The organism is Bradyrhizobium huanghuaihaiense (assembly GCF_007830635.1).
In the GTDB taxonomy this organism is placed as follows: domain Bacteria; phylum Pseudomonadota; class Alphaproteobacteria; order Rhizobiales; family Xanthobacteraceae; genus Bradyrhizobium; species Bradyrhizobium huanghuaihaiense.
The window spans coordinates 1-19,111 of record NZ_VLLA01000026.1; the positions used below are offsets into that span (position 1 = coordinate 1).

Here is a 19,111-nt window from a genome sequence, read left to right on the forward strand (position 1 = left end):
CAGCGGACGATATTGCGCCATTGCGCTTGAATAAGAGCTCCATGTCGCCGGCGGAACCTCATAATTGGGATTACCGGGATTGGACAAAGCCTTATGCAGCCTGGCAATCGTAATGTGCTGGCTCGTCGGCGCGTTGAAGAACCGCTCCAGCAGGGCCATCAGTTCATAGGTCCAGCGCAGATGGGGGTGCGAAACGATCAGCCGCATCGCCCCGAGGATCGCCTGCAGCGCCAGACTGGCACTAACCGTCGGCGGGTCGACCATCGCAACCATGTCGACCATGTGGCCGGCTGCCATCAGCAGGCGGGCTGCTTCGAACGCTACCATGGCGCCGTTGCATTTGCCGCCCAGGAGGAAAGGGCCGCTCGCCTGCCTTTCTAGGATAAGCGGCAGCCGATCGGCTGCCATCTTCTCGATCGATGGCGGAATTGGCTCCCCATGACGACCATGGGGATTGATGGAGATGATCGGGTAGTCGGCCCCGAAAAGCTCGACCATCTGCCGCATGCACGAGTGGCCGCCGACGAGATCCCCATTGAAGAAATATAGCGGAGGCCAATCTTAACCTACGTTAAGTCAGGCCGGTTATGCAGTTTGTGCCACATTATCCCTATGGGGAAAAACACGATTCCAGCGGATTAGGACAACGCCAGATCATCCCCGAGGGAGTCAGATACCACCGCACCCAAACTGAACCAAAGACGAGTTCGAAGTAACTTGAACAACCATTGGCTGTTTTGTTAAGGGTGCCGCAGTAAAATATCTCGCGTGGCGTTGAGTAAGTGAAATGGATTCGAGCAAGGTTACGGGTTGGCTCGACCGCGGCATCCGACTACGGGAGATCGTGCTGATTGCCGCCGTAATGTACGCGGTTTGGACGCCGACTTACTTCCTCATGGAAACACACCACATCGCTGCACCGGACGGCGAACGCGTCGCCCTGATTCTGCCCACTGGCAACAGCGATGAACATGGGCATCCCGTTCGCTTCTACGGTTTCAAGCAGAGCGACATCGGCGAAGAAGCAGCATCTCTTGTGGTGTACGAAGGCGCCACACCACTGCCGGCCGACCGTTACGCTTTCGCGCCATTCAACCCGAAGAACACGTGGCGCGCCGTTGATTTCAAGGCGAGCGATGGCAGCGATCCGAAGCACAACGGACGCACGTACTATGCCGTCTTGCCGCGAAACTCGAATCGAGAAACCGGCTCCGCACAGACTTTGGTCAAAAACATTGACGAGCTGCGCACGACAGCGCGGTAGGACCGACGTACCCCGGATTTGCTTGCTTTTGAGCAGACCACATCGGCCCCAGCCTGGAGGTTTTTCCGGATCGAAAAACGAGCTGGGACCGAGAGGTCTGCCGCCGCAAACACAGCTTCATCCCAAAAAATCATCCCGCTGGGATTCACATTTGTGAATCCAACGAAAAAAGGGCCCCCCAGCTCACTGGGGAGCGAGCTGGAGAGTTTGTCGTGGAACGAGTCTCGCGGAAAGAGGACATGCAAGACTGTTCAGTGAACCGGACGCGGGAACGATCGTTCCTAACAAGCGACGGCCCGTACGCCCTCCTCATCGGCCCAAGCGCCGCTCAACCTTCTTGCGACTGCTGCCCACCTTCTTGACCGCTTTCTTCACCGCGGAAGCGGAGCGACGGGTCTTCTTTGCTTCGTAGCTGACCTCATAGTCCTCTCCGCCCGCGACGCGAGCCCGGTCCTGCTTGCGACCGCGAGCCGTGTGCTTCTTCGCTTTTGCCATAGTGCACCTCCTTGCGAGTCCCAAACGCAAGAAGATTCGGCATTGTTCCGTCTGGCCTACGCGGTGACCGGAACGAATCCCCCTGCAATGATTCACAACGTGTGAGTTGCGTGGAGTTGTTTTGTGGCGTCGCAGCGTGAGCGAAAGTCAGCGGCGATCGGCGTCAAGGCGCCCTTCCCGGGCTTTATCGAACCGGCCTTGGCAACCTCAGTCGAGAGGGTGCCGTCCGGGAAGCGATGGATTCACGAAATCAAGTTCGACGGCTATCGCGTCCAGGTCCACTTGGCCAACGAGGCCGTGACTGTCTACACCCGCCGCGGCAACGACTGGACGAGGCGCTTCAAGAAGGTCGCCGACGATGCGTGGCACATCAAGGCGGGCTCGGCGATCATCGATGGGGAAGTTGTCGTCCCCGCTGCCGATGGCAGCACTGATTTCTCCGTTCTTCAGAACGAACTCAAAGGCACCTCCAGCAAGATCGTGCTCGTGGCTTTTGACCTGCTCTATCTCAACGGACGGGACATCCGCGGCCTGCCTCTGGTTCAGCGCAAGGCCGAGCTGAAAAAGATCATTTCGGGCACCGACATTCAGTTCAGCGAGAGCTTCGAAATTGAAGGCCGCGAGATGTTCGTTCACGCCTGCAAGGTCGGGCTGGAAGGTGTGGTCTCCAAGGTTCGCGACAGCATCTACTCCGGCGGCCGGGGCAGCAATTGGGTCAAGAAGACTTGCGCGCAACGCGAGACATTGACCATCGCCGGCTTTGCGCTGGACGAAGGCAAATGGGATGGAATTTATCTCGGGCGCCGCAAAGGCAACGACCTGATCTATGCCGGCAAGGTCGATCACGGATTCGACAAGACATCGGCGGCCGAACTCCAGAAGCGCTTGGAGCCGCTCATCCGCAAGACGCAGCCCTATGCCAAGCGCATTGCGCACAAGGGCATCTGGGTTGAGCCAAAGCTACTGGCTGAAATCGAGTACCGCGCCAAGTCCGCGGAGGGCAAGGTGCGGCATCCATTTTTCAAGGGCCTGAGAGAGGACCTTTGACCGGTGGGCGATAAGGACTTCGGCGATGACCAAGGACGCATTCGGCATTAGCGGCGGCAGTGTTGTCCACACCCACGAGAGGCAGTACCGCGGCACCTATGGCACCCACTAGGAATCGATAATTTGCCACCGGCGCCAACCCATGACCTTTATCCCGCATGTCCACGAAGTCGCGCGAATATCTGTTTGGCATTCAGATCAAAATGTCAGCCGAACGCGCCAAGGCCGCGCGGAAGGAGGCCGACAAGCTTGCCTGCGTGGCCTGGAACGAGCGAATGCTCGGCTACAAGGGTCCCGCACAGCCCTCGCCGACCATCGGGGACGCCATCAATGGCGGATACCCATATCTTGAAGTTCGATGTCTCGGCTGCGACACCAACCAAACTGTAGCGCTCGAGATCGTTCGGCGCTCCAAGACGACGCCCGTGCATCAACTCGAACGTTATATGCGGTGCAAGGACTGTTCGGGGTTGCGAGGCTATCCGTACAAGCGAAGCGCGCTTGTCGCGCTAAGACCGACAAAGATTTCAGCCAGTCACCCGCCCTCCACCTGGTGGCCGGGCGAGCGTTAGGGGCAATTCATCTCCATGTGCAATCTCTATTCCATCACCACCAATCAGGCGGCCATCGCTGATCTCTTCCGCGTTGTTCGCCGCTACGAAGGCAACCTGCCGCCAATGCCGGGCGTGTTTCCGGATTACCCGGCACCTGCCATTCGCAACGCAACCGACGGAGAGAGAGAACTGGTGATGATGCGTTGGGGCATGCCACCGCCGCCACGTACCGGCGGCCCGCCCGTGACCAACATCCGCAACACTTCGTCGCCGCATTGGCGGGCATGGTTGAAGCCGGAGCATCGCTGCCTCGTGCCCGCCAACAGCTTTGCCGAGTATGCGCCGGAGCCAAACCCGGAAACCAAGAAGAAAGACGTCGTATGGTTCGCGCTTTCCGAGACGCGACCGCTGTTTGCGTTCGCCGGGATCTGGACCACCTTCAACGGTGACCGCGGCACGAAATCAAAGCCCGTTGCCGGGCCGCATCAGGTCTACGGCTTTCTTACCACCAGCCCGAATGCCGTAGTCGAGCCGATACACCCGAAGGCAATGCCGGTGATCTTGACAACGCCTGAGGAATGGGAGGTTTGGACCCGTGCGCCTTGGGACGAGGCAAAGGCACTGCAACGACCTCTAGCAGATGAAGCACTTAGAATCGTCGCGCGAGGAATAGATAAAGAGGATGTGGTCGCTTAACACACGCTGATTGGATCACGTGACTAGGGCGTGTACACATAAGTACAATATCGGCTCAGGAGGACCGAGCGGAAATCGGTCCCACCAAATTAACTTATGACACTCTCGGAACCGTAGGCCCGATGCCGGGTTTTCCCGGTACTGGATGAGGACGAATGACGCGCCACTCGGGAGGGTGGTCGGCCCCAGCTTCCTGGAGCTGGGGCCGCTTCATGTTGGCAGCTAGGAACGTCGGTGACGCTACCAAGTCTTCCCACCGTCGGCCAGCTCCATGCGCATACCCCCACATGCCCGCGAGCTGGGGCCATTTTTATTTTCGAACGTAGACACCGGCCCCGGATCGGGCTCGAGGCCGCTTCGCTGGCACAATGATGCGTTGCGCAGTTGGGGCGGGTTCGATTGGGTTTGAGAACCGCACGCAGCACCAAACTTGGGAACTTTGGAAGCCCCCGCCAACTTTAAGGGACGACAGCAAGCGCGTATGGAGCACGCTCATGTATCGGCCATTGGCGGTTTTGGCATTTGCTATTTGTGTTCTACCGCAGAATGCGACTGCCACCGAGTTCACTTCTCGTGCCAAGTGTGCTTGCAGCACTACGTGGCACCGGCACACTTCCGTCGTGCGACACAGGCTCTACAGGGTGAGAACTGCGTATGTGATTGGCTACGACCCACTGCCATACCGCTTCGGCTCGACATACGTTTTTGAACCTCCCTATCGCTATATGGACGAAGCCTCGGCGGGTGACGTTGTGCAAACTACCGGAGATGGCTTTGTTCAAAAGTGAACTTTGGAAGTGCTTCGCGCACAAAATGAGTAAGTTGCTCGTAATGCACAACATATCGCGAAATAAATGCCTCGCAGCATATCAAATGTTGTGACACCCACTCCGCCAGAAGCGTAGCCTTAACCCATCACCGCAAGGCCCTTGGCAACGATCGGTGATGAGAACGCCAATTGCGCTCCCGCCCCACTCCAGCAAGGGAGCAGAGCATGCTGACGCGGCGGCGTTTCAAGCAGACCAGGACTCTCGATCAGCGGCTGGCCGAGGAAGCGGCACGCCTTCGCGACGAGGCACGCGCGCTGCCGGCCGGGCACAAGCGCGAGATGCTGCTGCGCAAGGCGCGGCAGGACGAGACGGCGGTGCAGATCGAAGCCTGGCTTCGCTCGCCCGGCCTGCGGGCGCCGACATGATGCAGCAATATCGCGCCTATCTCGTCGGGGAGAACGGGGTGTTTCAGTCCGCCGAAGCTTTCGAGGCGCGGTCCGATGCGTCCGCGCTTCTGTTCGCGCGGCGCTTCACGCGCCGGGGCGACGTCGAGGTCTGGCAGCTCGGCCGCAGGATCGGCTTGCTGAAACAGGCGACCTCGCCCGCCGCAGCCTCGCCCGAAGACACAGGCCCCGGCAGGCAGCCGCCTCACTCCTCCGCGAGCTTCCGCTCGATATAGGCATCCACCGTTTCGGCAAAGGAGCGCTGCACGCCGACCGCGGCAACATGCAGGTCGAGCGCATCGCGCTGCAGCACGCGCAGGCCGCGCCCGCGGGCGCTGACCGGCGCCGTGTTCAGATATTGGTCGATGGCGCCCTTGGCTTGCGGGATCGCCTTCGGATCGCCCCTTGCGATCAGAAGACGCAAGAGGCTCTGGCATTCGGCCAAGCCGGGCATGGGTTTTTGCCTCAGCCTTGCCGTGACTTCGGCTTCGGCCGCTTGACCGGCTGGGTGTGGGTGCCGAACAGCATCAGCAGAAACGCGACTTCTTCCTTCGAACCGACCTGGATCATGATGATCTCCCTTTCGCTTGGTTGGTCGAGACGAGCGGAAAGGGCGTTCAGGACAATCGGGTTTCGGGATTGTTTCAGGACTGTTTCGTCGTCCGCGACGGGACGGCAGCAGACCATGGGTGATCCGCGCCCCTGTTGATCCAAGCTGGGCGTTTTCCCGAAATCGACGCAGGGGCTGCATTCGCTTATGTGAATCCAGTTGGGAAAAATAGGTAATGCCTCTGTTCAAAAGTGAACATAAAAAGAGTCCGGGACTATTTTAAGCTTGATCCGCCTGGTGCGCTTAGCCGGGCAACCTCCAACGGCCCCGGCATTTAGGGTTGTGCTGGGGCCGTTTCTAACTGTGCGACCGCGCGGCGTTTGACGATGTTCAACGATGCCATCCTGGACCAGCTGAGGCAGCTGGAACGTGAGGTGATTGAAGGGGAGCGGCGGCTGGCCCAGCAGGAGGCGATGATCGTCGACCTGAAACGGCAACATCAAGATCCGAGTGACGCCGAGGCCGAGCTTGAAATCATGCACGCGAACCAGCGCCAGCGTCAGCAAGACCGGCAACGGCTTCTCTCATTGATGCAGCGTTAGGAAGCGAAATAGTTTTGGGCGGTGCTTTACCCGACGGCGCAAATTTTACTCAAATCCGGCAAATCAGATTCGGCGAAACAAAATCTGTTCGCGCCAAGCTGGGACATGTCGCCCGCGAGGGGCACAGGTCGAAGAGCTTCGGAGAGACTATCGATGTATTACGTCGCCGCCGCATTGCTGGTGCTGTCGGGACTGTTCTACTCCGCGGGCCATCACGAGCTCGGCCAGTTCGGCGCGGACGTGTGCCGCTATGGCGGCACGTTCTGCGACAACCCGGTGGTCGTCTTCACCGGCGCGGCGCTGGCCGCCGCCTGGGGCATGTTCGTCAGCATCAAGTAGAGGACCGCGTCTCAGGCTCGCGCGCGCCGGCCGCCGCCAGCTCCTTGCGGACGGAAGCGGCGGAATTGCCGACCTTGTCGACGGCCTTTTGCAGCTCCTCCTTCGACACGCCGAGCGCATGGGTCCAGTACTTGACCTCGAAGGCCTCGTGCATGTTGATCTTGCTGCGGTCCGGCTGTGCGCGTTTCGTCAGATTGTCCATGCGGCTGATCCTCGTTGTCGTCAGGAAAACGCGGCAAGAGGTCTGCCGTTCCTGAGCGGGCCGACCATGCAGGCTTTCGCGCCGACAGCGTGCGCTTCAGACGCTCAGCCACAGCATGGAGGCGAGCACCGCCGAGAAAGCGAACAAGGTAATGATGGCGACTTTGAAAATCAGATCGGCTGCCAAGCGAGTCCCCTTTTCACGTCCGACGACCGCCAGAAGCACGGATGGTCCCTGCTTCTAGCCCGTCGGAAGGCCGGCAAGTGGCGTGACACGCTTTGGCCACGACCATCAAACGGCAGCGCAACGGCTCCATCGCCGTTTGGTTCCTAACTTCCAGTGCGCACCCTGCCGAATGTTCAGGCCATGTTGCCGGTGGGGCGGGCCGCGACTTAACATTTGTTAGGTGCGCCCGATCTGGAAACGCATTGTCCAGTGTTGCGAAGCCTCGGCGGCCCACAAGGTCCAGGAGCTGGCGCAGTTCGACGGGCGCTACCTGCATTTGTCCTGAGCGTGCGTCATCAAGTGCTCACGGCGCGAACACCTCGCCGGTGTCCATGCGCACGTTGCGGATGGCGCGACTGGCGTCCATGGTCGCGCGGTTGCACATCGGCATGAAGCTGAGCAGGAGCGAACGCCGCCGTGCGCCGGAGCGGTTGCGGCTCGCCCCGTGCGGCAGATCGGCGTCGAACACCAGGATGTCTCCTGCCTCGCCCGCCGTCATCAAGGCCAGCGTCTCGTCCGGCTCGCCTTGATCAAGAGGTCCTGGGTCGAGATGACGCGGGACAATGCGGGTTGAGCCATTGTCCGGCCCGTAGGCGTCGAGGAAAACCAGCGCCGCCACGGCTTTCATGCCGGCGCCGTCGCGATGCAGCGGCTGGTGACCGCCGTCCTTCAGCGGCTCGCGGCCCTCTACCTGGGCGAGGAAGAACGGACCGCCGAGCAGCTGCGCGCTCGCCGCCAGCAGCAGCGGCAAGCGACAGGTTCGCTGTACCGTCGGATCGAGATCGACGAGAGCATGGCGCCAGCCGGCGCCGCGGGGCGCGGCCCATTGATCCGCGGTCCCCACGCCCGCATCGAAGGACGCGCGCAGGGCCTCGCGCCACGCCGTGGGGACGGCGCCGCGCAGCAGCAGATAGCCGTCCCGATCGAGAGCGATCGCCTGCTCAGCCTGCAGGGGCGCAATCTTGATGAATGTCGGCTCACAGCTCATGCCGCCATCTACAACCTCAGGGTGCATTGCGCAAGTGCCTTGCACAGCACGGCCGCCGCGCGAGCGCCCGAGGTGTGGACCGGATTCAAGGAGGAGGGCATGGCAAGCGCGGCGACCGGCGCCGCCTGCATCGACAGCTCTTGCGATGGTGCCTTTATACAGGTGTTTTGCCCGACGGATCAAATCGGAATTCGCTTAATCGGAATCCGCTTTTTCCCGGTCAAGGAACCATCGTTCCCCCGCGGCATTTCTTCCGGACTTCCCCTTTCGCAAACCGAACGCCGGAAAGACCCGAGATCCTACATGAGCGACAGCGCCCTCGCCCCGCCGAAATCCGCCTCGACACTGCTGAAGCGGCTGGGGCCGGGTCTCATCACCGGGGCGGCCGACGACGATCCTTCCGGCATTGCCACCTATTCGCAGGCCGGCGCGCAATTCGGCTACGGACTGTTGTGGACGGTGTTTCTGACCACGCCGTTCATGATCGCCATTCAGCTCGTCAGCGCGCGGATCGGCCGGGTCACCGGCAAGGGGCTGGCCGCCAACGTGATGCAGGTCGCGCCGCGCTGGGCGGTGCTGGCGCTCATCTTCATGCTCGTCGCCGCGAATACCTTCAACATCGCCGCCGACATCGCCGCGATGGCCGAGGCGCTCTCGCTCGTCATCGGCGGCCTCAACCATGAGCACGCCCTGATCTTCGCGGCCGGCTCGACCCTGCTCCAGGTGTTCGTTCCCTATCGCCGCTATTCACCGGTGCTGAAGTTTCTCACGCTCGCGCTGTTCGCGTATGTAGCGACCGCCTTCACCGTGAAGATTCCGTGGAGCACGGCGCTGCTCGCCGCAGTGTGGCCGGAGGCGAATGTCAGTGCCGGCTATTTCATGATGGTGGTGGCCGTGCTCGGCACCACCATCAGCCCCTATCTGTTCTTCTGGCAGGCCTCGCAGGAGGTCGAGGAGATGAACCAGGGCGAGCGCGACAAGCCGCTTCGCGAACTGAAGCACGGCGGCAGTCCGGAGCTCGCGCGCATCAGGGCCGACACCATCGCCGGGATGCTGCTCTCCAATGGCATCGCCTTCTTCATCATCCTCACCACGGCGTCGGTGCTGCACGCAAACGGCGTCACCAACGTCAGTTCGGCGACCGACGCCGCCGAGGCGCTGCGGCCGCTTGCCGGCGATTTCACCTTTGCCCTGTTCGCGCTCGGCATCATCGGCACGGGCCTGCTCGCGATCCCGGTGCTGGCGGGCTCGGCTGCCTATGGCGTTGCGGAGATTTTCGGCTGGCACGCCACGCTCGAGGCGAAACCCGACGAGGCCGTCGGCTTCTACACCATCATCGCGACCGCGACCGCGATCGGCTTCGGGCTGGGATTCACCGGCATCGACTCCATGCACATGCTGGTCTGGAGCGCCGTGCTCAACGGCATCGTCGCCGTGCCGATCATGGCGATGATGATGCTCATCGTCTCGAGCCGCACGATCATGGGCCGTTTCAGGGCCCGGTCGTGGCTGATCGCGCTGGGCTGGCTCGGCACCGCCCTGATGGCGCTGGCCGTCCTCGCGCTGCTCGGCTCCTCAGTGATCGGCTGACTAACCTTGCGGCAATGCCGCTGTCTACGCGCCTCCCTGCCGAGGTGGGCGTAATGCGCCCGGCGCGCTCCAGCGGGCTTCACGCCGGTCCGTTGTTAGCCTAACAGTTGCAACCTGGGCCCTTTCGAGCTCGCCACAACAAACATAAAGCCCCGCCGGGCGACAGGGAGCGACATGACCAAATCATCAAAAGCAACAAACATCGAAATCCTCGCCTGCGATGCCGGCTGGAGAAACTACCATTTCGTCAAGCTGACGACCGAAGACGGCATCGTCGGCTGGAGCGAGTTCGACGAGGGCTTTGGCTCGCCCGGGGTCGGCGCTGCGATCCAGCGCCTGTCCGCCCGCGTGATCGGGCAGAACGTCTTCCAGCACGAGCGCATCTACGCCGAGCTGTTCGCAGCCACCCGCCCCGCCGCCGGCGGCGTCGTGGCGCAGGCGCTCGGAGCGATCGAGAACGCGCTGCTCGACGCCAAGGCAAAGTGTCTCGGCGTGCCCTGCTACGAGCTGCTCGGCGGCAAGATCCGGGATCGTGTCCGGGTGTACTGGTCGCATTGCGCGACGTGGCGGATCAATCATCCCTCCTGGTACAAGCCGCCGATCGAAAGCCTCGACGGCGTCAAGGCGATGGGCCGCGAGGTGCGCGAGAAAAAGTTCACCGCGCTCAAGACCAACATCTTCTCCTACGACGACGGCAAGCCGACCGGCTGGCGTCCCGGCTTCGGCTCACCGTTTGCGCCGGAAATCAACGTCGACCGGAAAATCCTGCGCGACCTGCGCATGCATCTGGAAGCGATCCGCGACGGCGCCGGCCCCGATGTCGACATCCTGCTCGACTGCAACTTCAACGCCAAGACCGAGGGCTATCTGAAGATCCTGCGTACCATCGCGGACCTCGACATGTTCTGGATCGAGATCGACAGTTTCAATCCTGAGGCGCTCGGCTACATCCGCAGGCAAAGCCCGCATCCGATCTCGTCCTGCGAGACGCTGCTGGGCTTGCGTGAATTCCTGCCCTATTTCCACGAGCAGGCGATGGATGTCGCGATCATCGACACGCCCTGGAACGGCGTCTGGCAATCGATGAAGATCGCTGCGGCGGCCGAAGCGTTCGAGGTCAACATCGCCCCGCACAATTTCTACGGCCACCTCTGCTCGATGATGAACGCGCATTTCTGCGCAGCCGTACCGAACCTGCGCATCATGGAGATCGACATCGATCGCCTGTCCTGGGACCGAGAGCTCTTCACGCACGAGCCGGAGATCCAGAACGGCCATCTCGTCATCCCGGACCGGCCCGGCTGGGGCACCGAACCGAATGAGGACGCATTGCGCGCGCACCCGCCGAGAACGAGCGGCGGGCTCCTCAACTATGGCCGCAAGAGCTGACGCGGATCACGGCGTCACGGGATTGACGGTCGGGGATGTCTTCGGCCCCGGCCGCGCCGGCTCGATCGGCGACTTCGGTTCGGTCGGAAGCACTGCAGCGCCCGCGGCGCGAGCGGCTTCGCCCGTCGTCGCATACATCGCGACGTGGGCCGGCTGGGTCTTGGCACGGCTCCACGGTCCGTGGTCGACGATCAGCATGGCAGCAATCGTCAAACCAGCCACGATCAGCGCGATCACGCCGGGATGACGGAGCGCCGTGGAGATGGAGTTCGCGAAACGATCAGTCATTGAGAGGTCCGCTATTTTCCTATCGCAGGTTAATTCAATTGTGCCCCTCGGAGTCCCCATTCGGTCTAAGCAAGTTCCGCGCCAGCCTTCGGAACTTGATCCGTTCATCGTTTCACATCCGGGCGAGCATCACCGACGAATCTGTCGCGGTTCGGCATCTTCACGGCCGCCAGCGATTTCGCATCGAGGATCGCATCCGCTCCCACCAGTCCGTTCAGGTTCAGGATAAAGGCGGACACCGCATAGACATCCTCATCGCTCAGCGACTGCGGCGCGTTCTGCGGCATGGCGCGACGGATGTAGTCGAACAATGTCGGGGCATAGGGCCAATAGCTGCCGACGGTGCGGATCGGCTTCGCCGTTCCGATCGTGCCCTGCCCGCCGGTGAGCCGATCGCCCAAACCGCCCTCGCCCTTCTCGCCGTGGCACGAGGCACATTGTTGAGCAAACACCTCGCGTCCGTGGCTGACCGAGCCGCTTCCCTCAGGAAGATTGCTGCCGTCGCGTCCGATATCGATGTTCCACCCCGCAACCTCGGCGGCTGTTGCTGGTCGGCCAATGCCGTACGGGCTCTGCGCCTGCGCTCCGCACGAGAAGGCACACAGGCCGATTGCGAAGCCGATCCCGCAAATCTCACGCCAGCGCATTGGTCACCTCGCCATTGGCGGCGATGCGCCAGGGCCAGATCGCGTTGTTGTGGTAGAAGTAGTTTTCTCCGCGAACGGCAAGCAACTCGGCCAGGGTCGGCTGCACATAGCCTGTCTCGTCAATGGCGCGGCTCTGGATCACGGCGGGCTTGCCGTCCCATCGCCACGGCAGACGGAAGCGCGTCAGGGCACGCGTCAGCACCGGCTCCTGCAAGCGGGCGTCCTGCCAGCTCCTCCCATCGTCGACGGACACCTCGACGCGGGCGATCTTGCCGTGCCCGCTCCAGGCGATACCCGTGATCTCGTGAAAGCCCGGTGCGCTCAGACGCTGACCGCCGGAGGGGCGGGTGATGATCGACTTGGCTTCCATGTAGAAGGAGAATTCTCGCGCCGTGCCGTCGGGCAGCAGGTCGGTGTATTTCGACGTTTCCTCGCGCGAATAAACCGGCTCCGCGGTCACATGCAGACGGCGCAGCCATTTCACGCTCATATTGCCTTCGAATCCCGGCAGGAGCAGCCGCAGCGGATAACCTTGCTGCGGGCGCAGCCGCTCGCCGTTCTGGCTGTAGACCAGCATCGCATCCTCGAGACATTTCTCGATCGGGATGCTTCGCGTCAGCGCAGCCGCATCCGCCCCTTCCGCGACCACCCATTTGGCTTCTGCCTTCAGCCCGGCCTCCTGAAGCACCAGCTTCAGACTCACGCCGGTCCATTCGGCACAACTCACGAGACCAACGAGGTCCGAAGCTGTCTTGCCATAGGGCTTGGTGTAGCCGGGATTGCCGGAGCATTCGAGGAAGTGGATGCGCGACTCCGACGGAAAGCGCCGGAGATCGTCCATCGTGAAGACCAGGGGACGTTCGACCAGCCCATGCAGCATCAGCCGGTGCTGCGCGGGGTCGATGGCCGGAACCCCGCCATGATGCCGCTCATAGAACAGCCCGTTCGGCGTGATGATGCCGTCGAGCTCCTGCAAGGGCGTCCGGCTGGACGCGGAGATGTATTGCTTGAGGGACTTCGAGATGTTCCTGACGACGCCCTTCTCGAACGGCGACGGCGCGCCATAGGGCTGACCTCCCGTCGGCTCCCCCGGCGCTTTCATCCATTCGGGAACGTTGGGTGGAAGGTTGCCTGTCTCTGCGGCAACGGAAGCGTCCGCGCCAAGAACGGCGCCTCCCGCTGCTGCGGTGGCGGCTGTCAGAAAGCGACGGCGCGTGGTCGTCACGGAATCGTCGTCGGGAGGTGTCGTGCTGCTCATTGCGGCCCCCTCGGCTGGCGCTGAGCCCGCATCAAACAGTCCGACGGCCGCATTTGCAATTCGCAGCCGTTTCAAAAGCAGGCGATTTCGATCAGAGCTGATCTAAATCGGACGGCTGCGAGAGCAGTTCCTTCCTCGCAGCGCACAAACGCTGCCCGGCTCGATTTACTCGCCCGGAGCGATCGCATTGCTCGGCGTGGGCCGATCCGTGATCTGCTGACCGAACAGGCTGCCGATCAGCTCGACCGCAGTGCGCGCGGTCCGGCCACGTTCGTCGAGGAAAGGATTGAGCTCGACGATGTCGACCGATCCCACCACGCCGGAATCGTGCAACAGCTCCATGATCAGATGTGCCTCACGATAGGTCGCCCCGCCCGGCACTGTCGTGCCGACGCCCGGCGCTACGCAGGGATCGAGGAAGTCGACGTCGAAACTGACATGCAGCACGCCGTTGCAGGACTTGACGCGTTCGATGACACGCCGGATCAGCACCGCGACACCGAATTCGTCGATCTGTCGCATGTCGACAACCCTGATCCGGCGCGAGCGCATCAGCTCCTTTTCGAGCTTGTCGATCGAACGCGCGCCGAACAGATCGAGCCTATCAGGATCGATCGACGCACGCGGGTCATCGCCGAGCAGGCCATCGAGACCCGGCTCACCGCACAGAAACGCCGCCGACATGCCGTGCATGTTCGCCGTGATCGTCGTCTCCGGCGTATTGTAGTCGGCATGCGCGTCCAGCCAGAGCACGAAAAGCTCCCGTCCGCGCTCCTGCCAGTGGCGCGCCATGGCATTGACCGAGCCCATCGACAGCGTGTGGTCGCCGCCGAGGAAGATCGGCAGCGCACCGGTGTTCGCGATGTCATAGCCTCTGCGGCTCAGCACGCGCGTCCAGCGCTGGATTTCGCGGTAGTGATTGGCTTTTTCCGGGGGCCTGTCGGCGAGGTCGCCGACCTCCGCCACGGAGAGATCGCCGTAATCGACAACTTCAAGATCAAGACTTTCGAGCAGTGTCGCAAGGCCCGCGGTGCGCAGCGCAGCGGGGCCCATCAGCGTACCACGCTGCGAAGCTCCCATGTCGATGGGAGCACCGAGCAAGGCGATGCGCCGGGCTCGATCCGTCATCGTCCGATCGGTCACGGCCGTCTCCTGAGATCAGCAGGGCTGGCGCCAGCCTAACAGAGATTCGCGTCCGTCGTTTCACGGGGATCGCCCTCCCGGCCGGAACAAAACCCCGCGGGCCGAATTGCCCATCCAAGGCCGGTGCCCGCCGTCAATTACGGCGCCTGTCGCGGATAGCCAAAGGTCGTCAGACCCGCTGTTCAGAACGAGCGCTCGCGAGGATAGCCAAAGGTGCCGGCCTCCATCGCTTCGTCGGGTTTTGGAGGTCGCAAGCTTGAGCACGGAGATACCGCATCCCGATCCCCAGCCCGGCGTGGCCGAGCGCGCCATCGATGCCGCAACCGACGTATCGCGTACGATCGGCGAGGTCGCGGGCGGCCTGCACGCCGCGGTCGATCGCCTCACCGCCGCAATTGACGAAGCTCGAAAGCCCGGCCGGCCCCTCGCGACGGTTGCGGCCATCACGCGCGAGGCACCCTTGGCCAGCCTGTTCGTGGCTTTCCTCTTTGGCGTTGCCGTCGCGCGCCGGCGTTAAAATCGAAAGAGCCCGTTCAGGCAGCGCTGACGGCTTCGTACCCAGGCTGAAATTGCTTCTCGAATGCCTCGACAGGCATCGGACGGCCGAAGAAATAGCCCTGTCCTTCCTCGCACCCCATGCTGACGAGGAAATCGGCCGTGGCCCGGTTCTCGATGCCTTCGGCCACGACCGTGAGCCCGAGCTGCTTGCTGAGGCCGATGGTCGAGCCGACGATCGCGGCGTCGTCGGAATCGGCAAGCAGATCGAGCACGAATGAGCGGTCGATCTTGAGCCCGTCGAGCGGAAACTTCTTCAGATAGCTCAAGCTCGCGTAACCGGTGCCGAAATCGTCGAACAGCACGCGGACGCCGAGCTGCTGGATCCGCTTGAACATGTCGAGCACGCGGCCTTCGTCATGCAGCAGGATATCTTCGGTGACCTCGAGCTCGAGCAGCGAGGGCGTGAGCCCCGTCGCCTTGAGCAGCTCCGCAACCGAATGCGCGAGGTCGCCGGAGTCGAGCTGAGAGGGGGAGAGATTGATCGCAACGCGTACGCTGTTGCCGGACAATTCCCACGCACGCGCCTGCCGACAGGCGGTTTCCATGACCCAGCTCGCGATCCGCTCTGATAGCGCCGAGGTATTGACCACCGGCATGAACTCGCCGGGCGAAACGTAACCGCGCACGGGATGCCGCCAGCGGATGAGCGCTTCGGCTCCGAGCAGGCTGCCGTCGGCCAAGCGAACCTGGGGCTGGTAGAACAGCTCGAACTCGCCGCGATCCGCGGCGAGCGCCAATTCGCTCTCGAGCGTCAGCCGGTTCTCGAGCTCCTGCCTGATCGTGCTCTCGAAGATCACGTGACTGCCGCGCCGCGTCGCCTTCGCGCGGCTCAGCGCCAGATGGCCGTTGCCCAGGAGGTCGTCCGCAGTGTGTCCACCGTCGGGATAGACGGCAACGCCGATGCTGATCCGAACGCGGTGCTGTCGTGTGCCCGTGACGAGCGGCGCTTCGAACGCGCGCGCGATCCGCTCGGCAAATGCAGCAATCGGCTCGCCGACTTCCTCACAGTCGAGCGCGATGGCGAATTCGTCCCCGCTCAGCCGGGCGACGATCGCCTTGCCATCGACTTCATTGCGGAGACGCTCGGCAACGGCCCGCAGCACGAGGTCGCCGGCCGAATGTCCGAGCATGTCGTTGATCTGCTGGAAGCCGTCGAGCCCGAGCACGAGCAGCGCGACGTCGGAAGATCGCCGCTCCGCCGTGGTGATCAAACCGGTGAGGCCCGCGTGCAGCATGTTGCGATTGGCAAGCCCCGTCAGCGCGTCATGCTCTGCCAGATACCTGACACGTTCGGCCTCGCGCTTGCGGACCGAGATGTCGCGCAGGATCGCGCCATATTGGAAGCCGTCCGTTCCCTGCCAGCCGGAGAAGCTCGCCTCGACCGGGAAGGTCTCGCCATTCTTGCGCCGGCCTTCGAACTCGACGACGACGGCCCCGCCCGGGACCAGCAGCGCCTGACGGGCGGCATCGCCCATCGACGGTCTCGCCGCGCCGTTCGCCGGCGCGGCACAAAGTGTTTCGAACGGCCGGCCGATGATCTCGGCCGGCATGTAACCGAAGATCGCGCTCGCGCCGGGATTCCAGACCGTGATCCGGTGCTCCGCGTCGGTGCAGACGAGACCATCGCCGAGCGACATCGCGATGCGATGAAAGCGGCTTTCGGCGATGCGTCCCAACAGGCTGCGGAAATCGATCTCGTCGAGCGCGATCGCGGTCAGATAGGCGATGATCGCAATGTGGAACAGCGACGTGTCGATGACGAGGGGCCATCTTGCCTGCACGAGAACCGCGGTCAGTTCGACGGCCGCCCCGGCCGTGACGAGGATTGCGACGCGAACGCCCGGTGCGAAGCGGCGCCACGAATACATCATCATCAGGCAGATTGCGCCGAGGCCCAGGATCATACCGATGTCGGAGGTCCAGCGCAGTGTCCGGATCTGGAGGATCGATTCTGCCGCCAATGCCTGAAGCACGGGTCCCGAGACGATGCCGCCATTTGGAACGCTGAACCGGTCGCCGAGCTCGAGCGCCGTGGCGCCGACGATGATCTTCTTGTCCCTGAGCTTGTCGAGAGTCGCAGTATCGCCGCGGATCACGTCGACATAGGAGACGCGCGGAATGGACGCCGCCTGAATACTGAAGTCGATCAGGAAAGGCGGTCGCCGGCCGGCGTCCTGTCCTGCCAACACGACGGCCATGGACGGCATCAGGGCATCGCCGAATTTCTCACCGAACGGATAACGACGAACCAGCCCGTCGGATTCGACCGCAACATTGACGAGGGCCGGCCACGACTGGTTGCTGAACGGCTTGAGGGGACGATTGAGGTGAACCGCGCCACCATGCGCCGTCGGTTGCCTGAAGGACGGCAGGATCGTCGAACCGCCGACGTCCCGAAGCGCCTTGACGAAGGCCTCGTCGGAGACCGGATCCGATGGCGTGCTGAAGTCAACGTCGAAGGCGACGTCTTGCACTCCCGCCCCCTCGAGCCTGTGCAACAGCTCAGCGTGCAGCCGGCGCGGCCAGGGCCACACCCCGATCTGGTCGATCGAGGGCGCGTCGATAGCGATAACGACGACATTGCCGCTCGCCGCACGCGACTGCCAGGCGAACCGCAGATCGGTGAGCGCATTGCGAAGCGAAGCATGCCAACCCGTGGACAGCACGACCGCGAGCGCGATCACGACGAGAATATGCGGTCGATAGCGTTTCACTTTGCTCCCCTGCACCGACGGCACTTGCCGCCGAGTGCTCCCCCTATGCCGACTGCACGGTCCTAGTGATGGCCTCTGCCCCAGTACCAACCGTAATGGTGGCCGTTATTGCCATTTCCGTTGTGGCCGTTGTTGCCACCGTTACCGCTGTTGCCATTGTTGCCGGTGCCGCCGCTTCCGTTGCCGGTCGCACCCGTCCCACTGCTTCCGGTCCCGGAAGTTCCGGTGGACACGTTGCTGCTCGACCCGGCGGCGGTCACAACGGTCGTCGTCGCACTCGACGACGTCGACGCGGCGCTGGCCGTTGACGCGCTGCTGCTCGCGACGGCCGCCGTCACGGTGGAGCTGTTGGAGGCTGTGGCGGTGGTGTTCGACGAGCCGTCGCTCCACACCGTAGCTGTGCCGATATTTGTGCTGGCATTTGCGTTGCGCACGCGCCCCGTTGCCACGGCTCCATGGGCGAGGCCATTCGTGACCTTGTGGACATTCAGCTTGACCTCGCCGAGCGAGCTCGAGATCCGCACGACGCCGGCCCTGGGCGCCTGGCCTCCGGCCGCCTGATGCGATTGCATCGACGCGCCCGCAGCCTTGGTCCCCTTGTCGATCGGACCCAGCGCATGGATCGCCTGGCCGTTCGCCGCGTTGCGCGGCGCCGACAATCCCGATTTCGGCACCGGAATGCGCTCGATCGTCGAGGCGCGCGGCTTGCCATGCTCGATCGGATTGAAGGTGCCGCTGCCGCCCAGGCTGAGCCCGGGCTTGCCATGCTCGAAGGCGGTAGCCGCTTGTCCCGGCATGACTTGTGCGATCTGTCCGGTCTTGAAGTCGGAGACCTCGACCTGGCCGCGGAGCACGCCGACCCTGGTACTGCCCGCACCCACCGTGACGCTGAACTGCGTTCCCTTGACGACGGCGGCGAGATAAGGCGTCTCGACCTCGAAATGCTTGACGTTGCGCTTCTCGACTTCGAGCAGGATCGAACCCGCCTGCTGGATGATGGTGGTCGAAAGCCCGTCCTTCTTCTCGGCAGGTAAGCCCACAACGGAATTGGGCGAGATCAGAATCGTCTCTTCACCGCGGACAAGCAGCACCCGGCCGTTGCGTCCGGTGCGGATGGTGTTGCCGGGCTTGAGGGTCGCTTCCTGGTTCAGCGAGACCTGTTGCGCACCATCGGTCGCAACCCAGACCTCACCGGTGGCCTTGCTGACCGACCAGACGCCATCATCCGCGGCGAACGCACCGGAAGCCGTTCCCAGGGTCAGCGCCGCCATGAAGGCGCACCGCATTCCAATTCTGCCGAGCATGACGATCCTCAGTCCCCGTGACAGCCGGACCTGAGGCGTATCCGA

23 protein-coding genes are annotated in these 19,111 nt (G+C 62.9%); 11 read left to right on the forward strand and 12 right to left on the reverse strand.

The window, feature by feature from the left end; translation table 11 throughout:
• The coding region (locus IQ16_RS35965) for a thioesterase domain-containing protein (protein WP_244635999.1) at positions 1-498 on the reverse strand (498 nt) is incomplete at its 3' end.
• Between the two features lie 289 nt (positions 499-787).
• Between IQ16_RS35965 and IQ16_RS35970 the strand changes: the two genes are divergently transcribed.
• Complete coding sequence (locus IQ16_RS35970; protein ID WP_020607962.1) at positions 788-1,264, forward strand: hypothetical protein; 477 nt, start codon at positions 788-790, stop codon at positions 1,262-1,264.
• A 309-nt stretch (positions 1,265-1,573) separates the two neighbouring features.
• Here IQ16_RS35970 and IQ16_RS35975 read toward each other — a convergent pair whose 3' ends face one another.
• Entirely contained in the window at positions 1,574-1,759 is a 186-nt protein-coding gene (locus IQ16_RS35975; RefSeq protein ID WP_018644758.1) for a DUF3606 domain-containing protein, read from the reverse strand.
• A gap of 123 nt (positions 1,760-1,882) precedes the next feature.
• Between IQ16_RS35975 and ligD the strand changes: the two genes are divergently transcribed.
• The 5 genes from ligD to IQ16_RS36000 all read left to right on the forward strand — a co-directional run bounded on the left by ligD (position 1,883) and on the right by IQ16_RS36000 (position 5,505).
• Positions 1,883-2,806, forward strand: coding sequence for a non-homologous end-joining DNA ligase (ligD, locus tag IQ16_RS35980; protein WP_018644759.1), 924 nt, complete (start codon positions 1,883-1,885; stop codon positions 2,804-2,806).
• A 158-nt stretch (positions 2,807-2,964) separates the two neighbouring features.
• Positions 2,965-3,378 carry a hypothetical protein gene (locus tag IQ16_RS35985; RefSeq protein WP_018644760.1) on the forward strand — a complete coding sequence of 138 codons (414 nt, stop codon included), beginning with the start codon at positions 2,965-2,967 and terminating at the stop codon, positions 3,376-3,378.
• A gap of 15 nt (positions 3,379-3,393) precedes the next feature.
• Positions 3,394-4,056, forward strand: a complete 663-nt coding sequence (locus IQ16_RS35990; RefSeq protein WP_018644761.1) for an SOS response-associated peptidase — start codon at positions 3,394-3,396, stop codon at positions 4,054-4,056.
• 994 nt (positions 4,057-5,050) lie between these two features.
• On the forward strand, positions 5,051-5,251 hold the full coding sequence (locus IQ16_RS35995; protein ID WP_018644762.1) for a hypothetical protein: 201 nt from the start codon (positions 5,051-5,053) through the stop codon (positions 5,249-5,251).
• Positions 5,248-5,505 (forward strand): hypothetical protein, encoded by a 258-nt coding sequence (locus IQ16_RS36000; RefSeq protein WP_018644763.1) that lies wholly within the window; start codon positions 5,248-5,250, stop codon positions 5,503-5,505. The genes IQ16_RS35995 and IQ16_RS36000 overlap by 4 nt, the downstream gene beginning before the upstream one ends.
• Here IQ16_RS36000 and IQ16_RS36005 read toward each other — a convergent pair.
• Entirely contained in the window at positions 5,475-5,723 is a 249-nt protein-coding gene (locus tag IQ16_RS36005) for a hypothetical protein (protein ID WP_018644764.1), read from the reverse strand. The two genes, IQ16_RS36000 and IQ16_RS36005, sit on opposite strands and share 31 nt — an antisense overlap.
• Positions 5,724-6,205: 482 nt before the next feature.
• On the opposite strand from IQ16_RS36005, the gene IQ16_RS36015 reads away from it, so the two are divergent.
• Entirely contained in the window at positions 6,206-6,421 is a 216-nt protein-coding gene (locus IQ16_RS36015) for a hypothetical protein (RefSeq protein ID WP_018644766.1), read from the forward strand.
• A gap of 153 nt (positions 6,422-6,574) precedes the next feature.
• Entirely contained in the window at positions 6,575-6,760 is a 186-nt protein-coding gene (locus IQ16_RS36020) for a hypothetical protein (protein WP_018644767.1), read from the forward strand.
• On the opposite strand, the gene IQ16_RS36025 is transcribed toward IQ16_RS36020, so the two are convergent.
• From IQ16_RS36025 to IQ16_RS36030, 3 genes are all read right to left on the reverse strand, one after another.
• Positions 6,753-6,962: a DUF3606 domain-containing protein gene (locus IQ16_RS36025; protein WP_018644768.1), complete on the reverse strand. Its 210-nt coding sequence runs from the start codon at positions 6,960-6,962 to the stop codon at positions 6,753-6,755. The genes IQ16_RS36020 and IQ16_RS36025 overlap by 8 nt on opposite strands.
• A 96-nt stretch (positions 6,963-7,058) precedes the next feature.
• Positions 7,059-7,187, reverse strand: a complete 129-nt coding sequence (locus IQ16_RS47375) for a hypothetical protein (protein ID WP_260389350.1) — start codon at positions 7,185-7,187, stop codon at positions 7,059-7,061.
• Between the two features lie 304 nt (positions 7,188-7,491).
• Positions 7,492-8,175, reverse strand: a complete 684-nt coding sequence (locus IQ16_RS36030) for a phytanoyl-CoA dioxygenase family protein (protein ID WP_018644770.1) — start codon at positions 8,173-8,175, stop codon at positions 7,492-7,494.
• A gap of 303 nt (positions 8,176-8,478) precedes the next feature.
• Between IQ16_RS36030 and IQ16_RS36035 the strand changes: the two genes are divergently transcribed.
• Together IQ16_RS36035 and IQ16_RS36040 are read left to right on the forward strand one after the other, a co-directional pair.
• Positions 8,479-9,765 carry an NRAMP family divalent metal transporter gene (locus IQ16_RS36035; protein WP_018644772.1) on the forward strand — a complete coding sequence of 429 codons (1,287 nt, stop codon included), beginning with the start codon at positions 8,479-8,481 and terminating at the stop codon, positions 9,763-9,765.
• 174 nt (positions 9,766-9,939) lie between these two features.
• The gene (locus tag IQ16_RS36040; RefSeq protein WP_145832036.1) at positions 9,940-11,154 is read left to right on the forward strand and encodes a mandelate racemase/muconate lactonizing enzyme family protein; all 1,215 of its coding nucleotides are present in this window, start codon (positions 9,940-9,942) and stop codon (positions 11,152-11,154) included.
• 6 nt (positions 11,155-11,160) lie between these two features.
• Here IQ16_RS36040 and IQ16_RS36045 read toward each other — a convergent pair whose 3' ends face one another.
• The 4 genes from IQ16_RS36045 to rocF form a co-directional block, all read right to left on the reverse strand.
• Entirely contained in the window at positions 11,161-11,442 is a 282-nt protein-coding gene (locus tag IQ16_RS36045; RefSeq protein WP_018644773.1) for a hypothetical protein, read from the reverse strand.
• Between the two features lie 104 nt (positions 11,443-11,546).
• Complete coding sequence (locus IQ16_RS36050; protein WP_018644774.1) at positions 11,547-12,089, reverse strand: c-type cytochrome; 543 nt, start codon at positions 12,087-12,089, stop codon at positions 11,547-11,549.
• On the reverse strand, positions 12,076-13,347 hold the full coding sequence (soxC, locus tag IQ16_RS36055) for a sulfite dehydrogenase (RefSeq protein WP_018644775.1): 1,272 nt from the start codon (positions 13,345-13,347) through the stop codon (positions 12,076-12,078). The genes IQ16_RS36050 and soxC overlap by 14 nt, the downstream gene beginning before the upstream one ends.
• Positions 13,348-13,512: 165 nt before the next feature.
• The gene (gene rocF, locus IQ16_RS36060) at positions 13,513-14,490 is read right to left on the reverse strand and encodes an arginase (protein ID WP_018644776.1); all 978 of its coding nucleotides are present in this window, start codon (positions 14,488-14,490) and stop codon (positions 13,513-13,515) included.
• A gap of 256 nt (positions 14,491-14,746) precedes the next feature.
• On the opposite strand from rocF, the gene IQ16_RS36065 reads away from it, so the two are divergent.
• Positions 14,747-15,007, forward strand: coding sequence for a hypothetical protein (locus tag IQ16_RS36065; protein ID WP_026312265.1), 261 nt, complete (start codon positions 14,747-14,749; stop codon positions 15,005-15,007).
• 16 nt (positions 15,008-15,023) lie between these two features.
• Here the strand turns inward: IQ16_RS36065 and IQ16_RS36070 are convergent, their stop codons facing one another.
• The gene (locus tag IQ16_RS36070) at positions 15,024-17,762 is read right to left on the reverse strand and encodes an EAL domain-containing protein (protein ID WP_026312266.1); all 2,739 of its coding nucleotides are present in this window, start codon (positions 17,760-17,762) and stop codon (positions 15,024-15,026) included.
• A 62-nt stretch (positions 17,763-17,824) separates the two neighbouring features.
• Positions 17,825-19,066 carry a FecR family protein gene (locus IQ16_RS36075; protein ID WP_018644779.1) on the reverse strand — a complete coding sequence of 414 codons (1,242 nt, stop codon included), beginning with the start codon at positions 19,064-19,066 and terminating at the stop codon, positions 17,825-17,827.
• Positions 19,067-19,111: the final 45 nt, after the last annotated feature.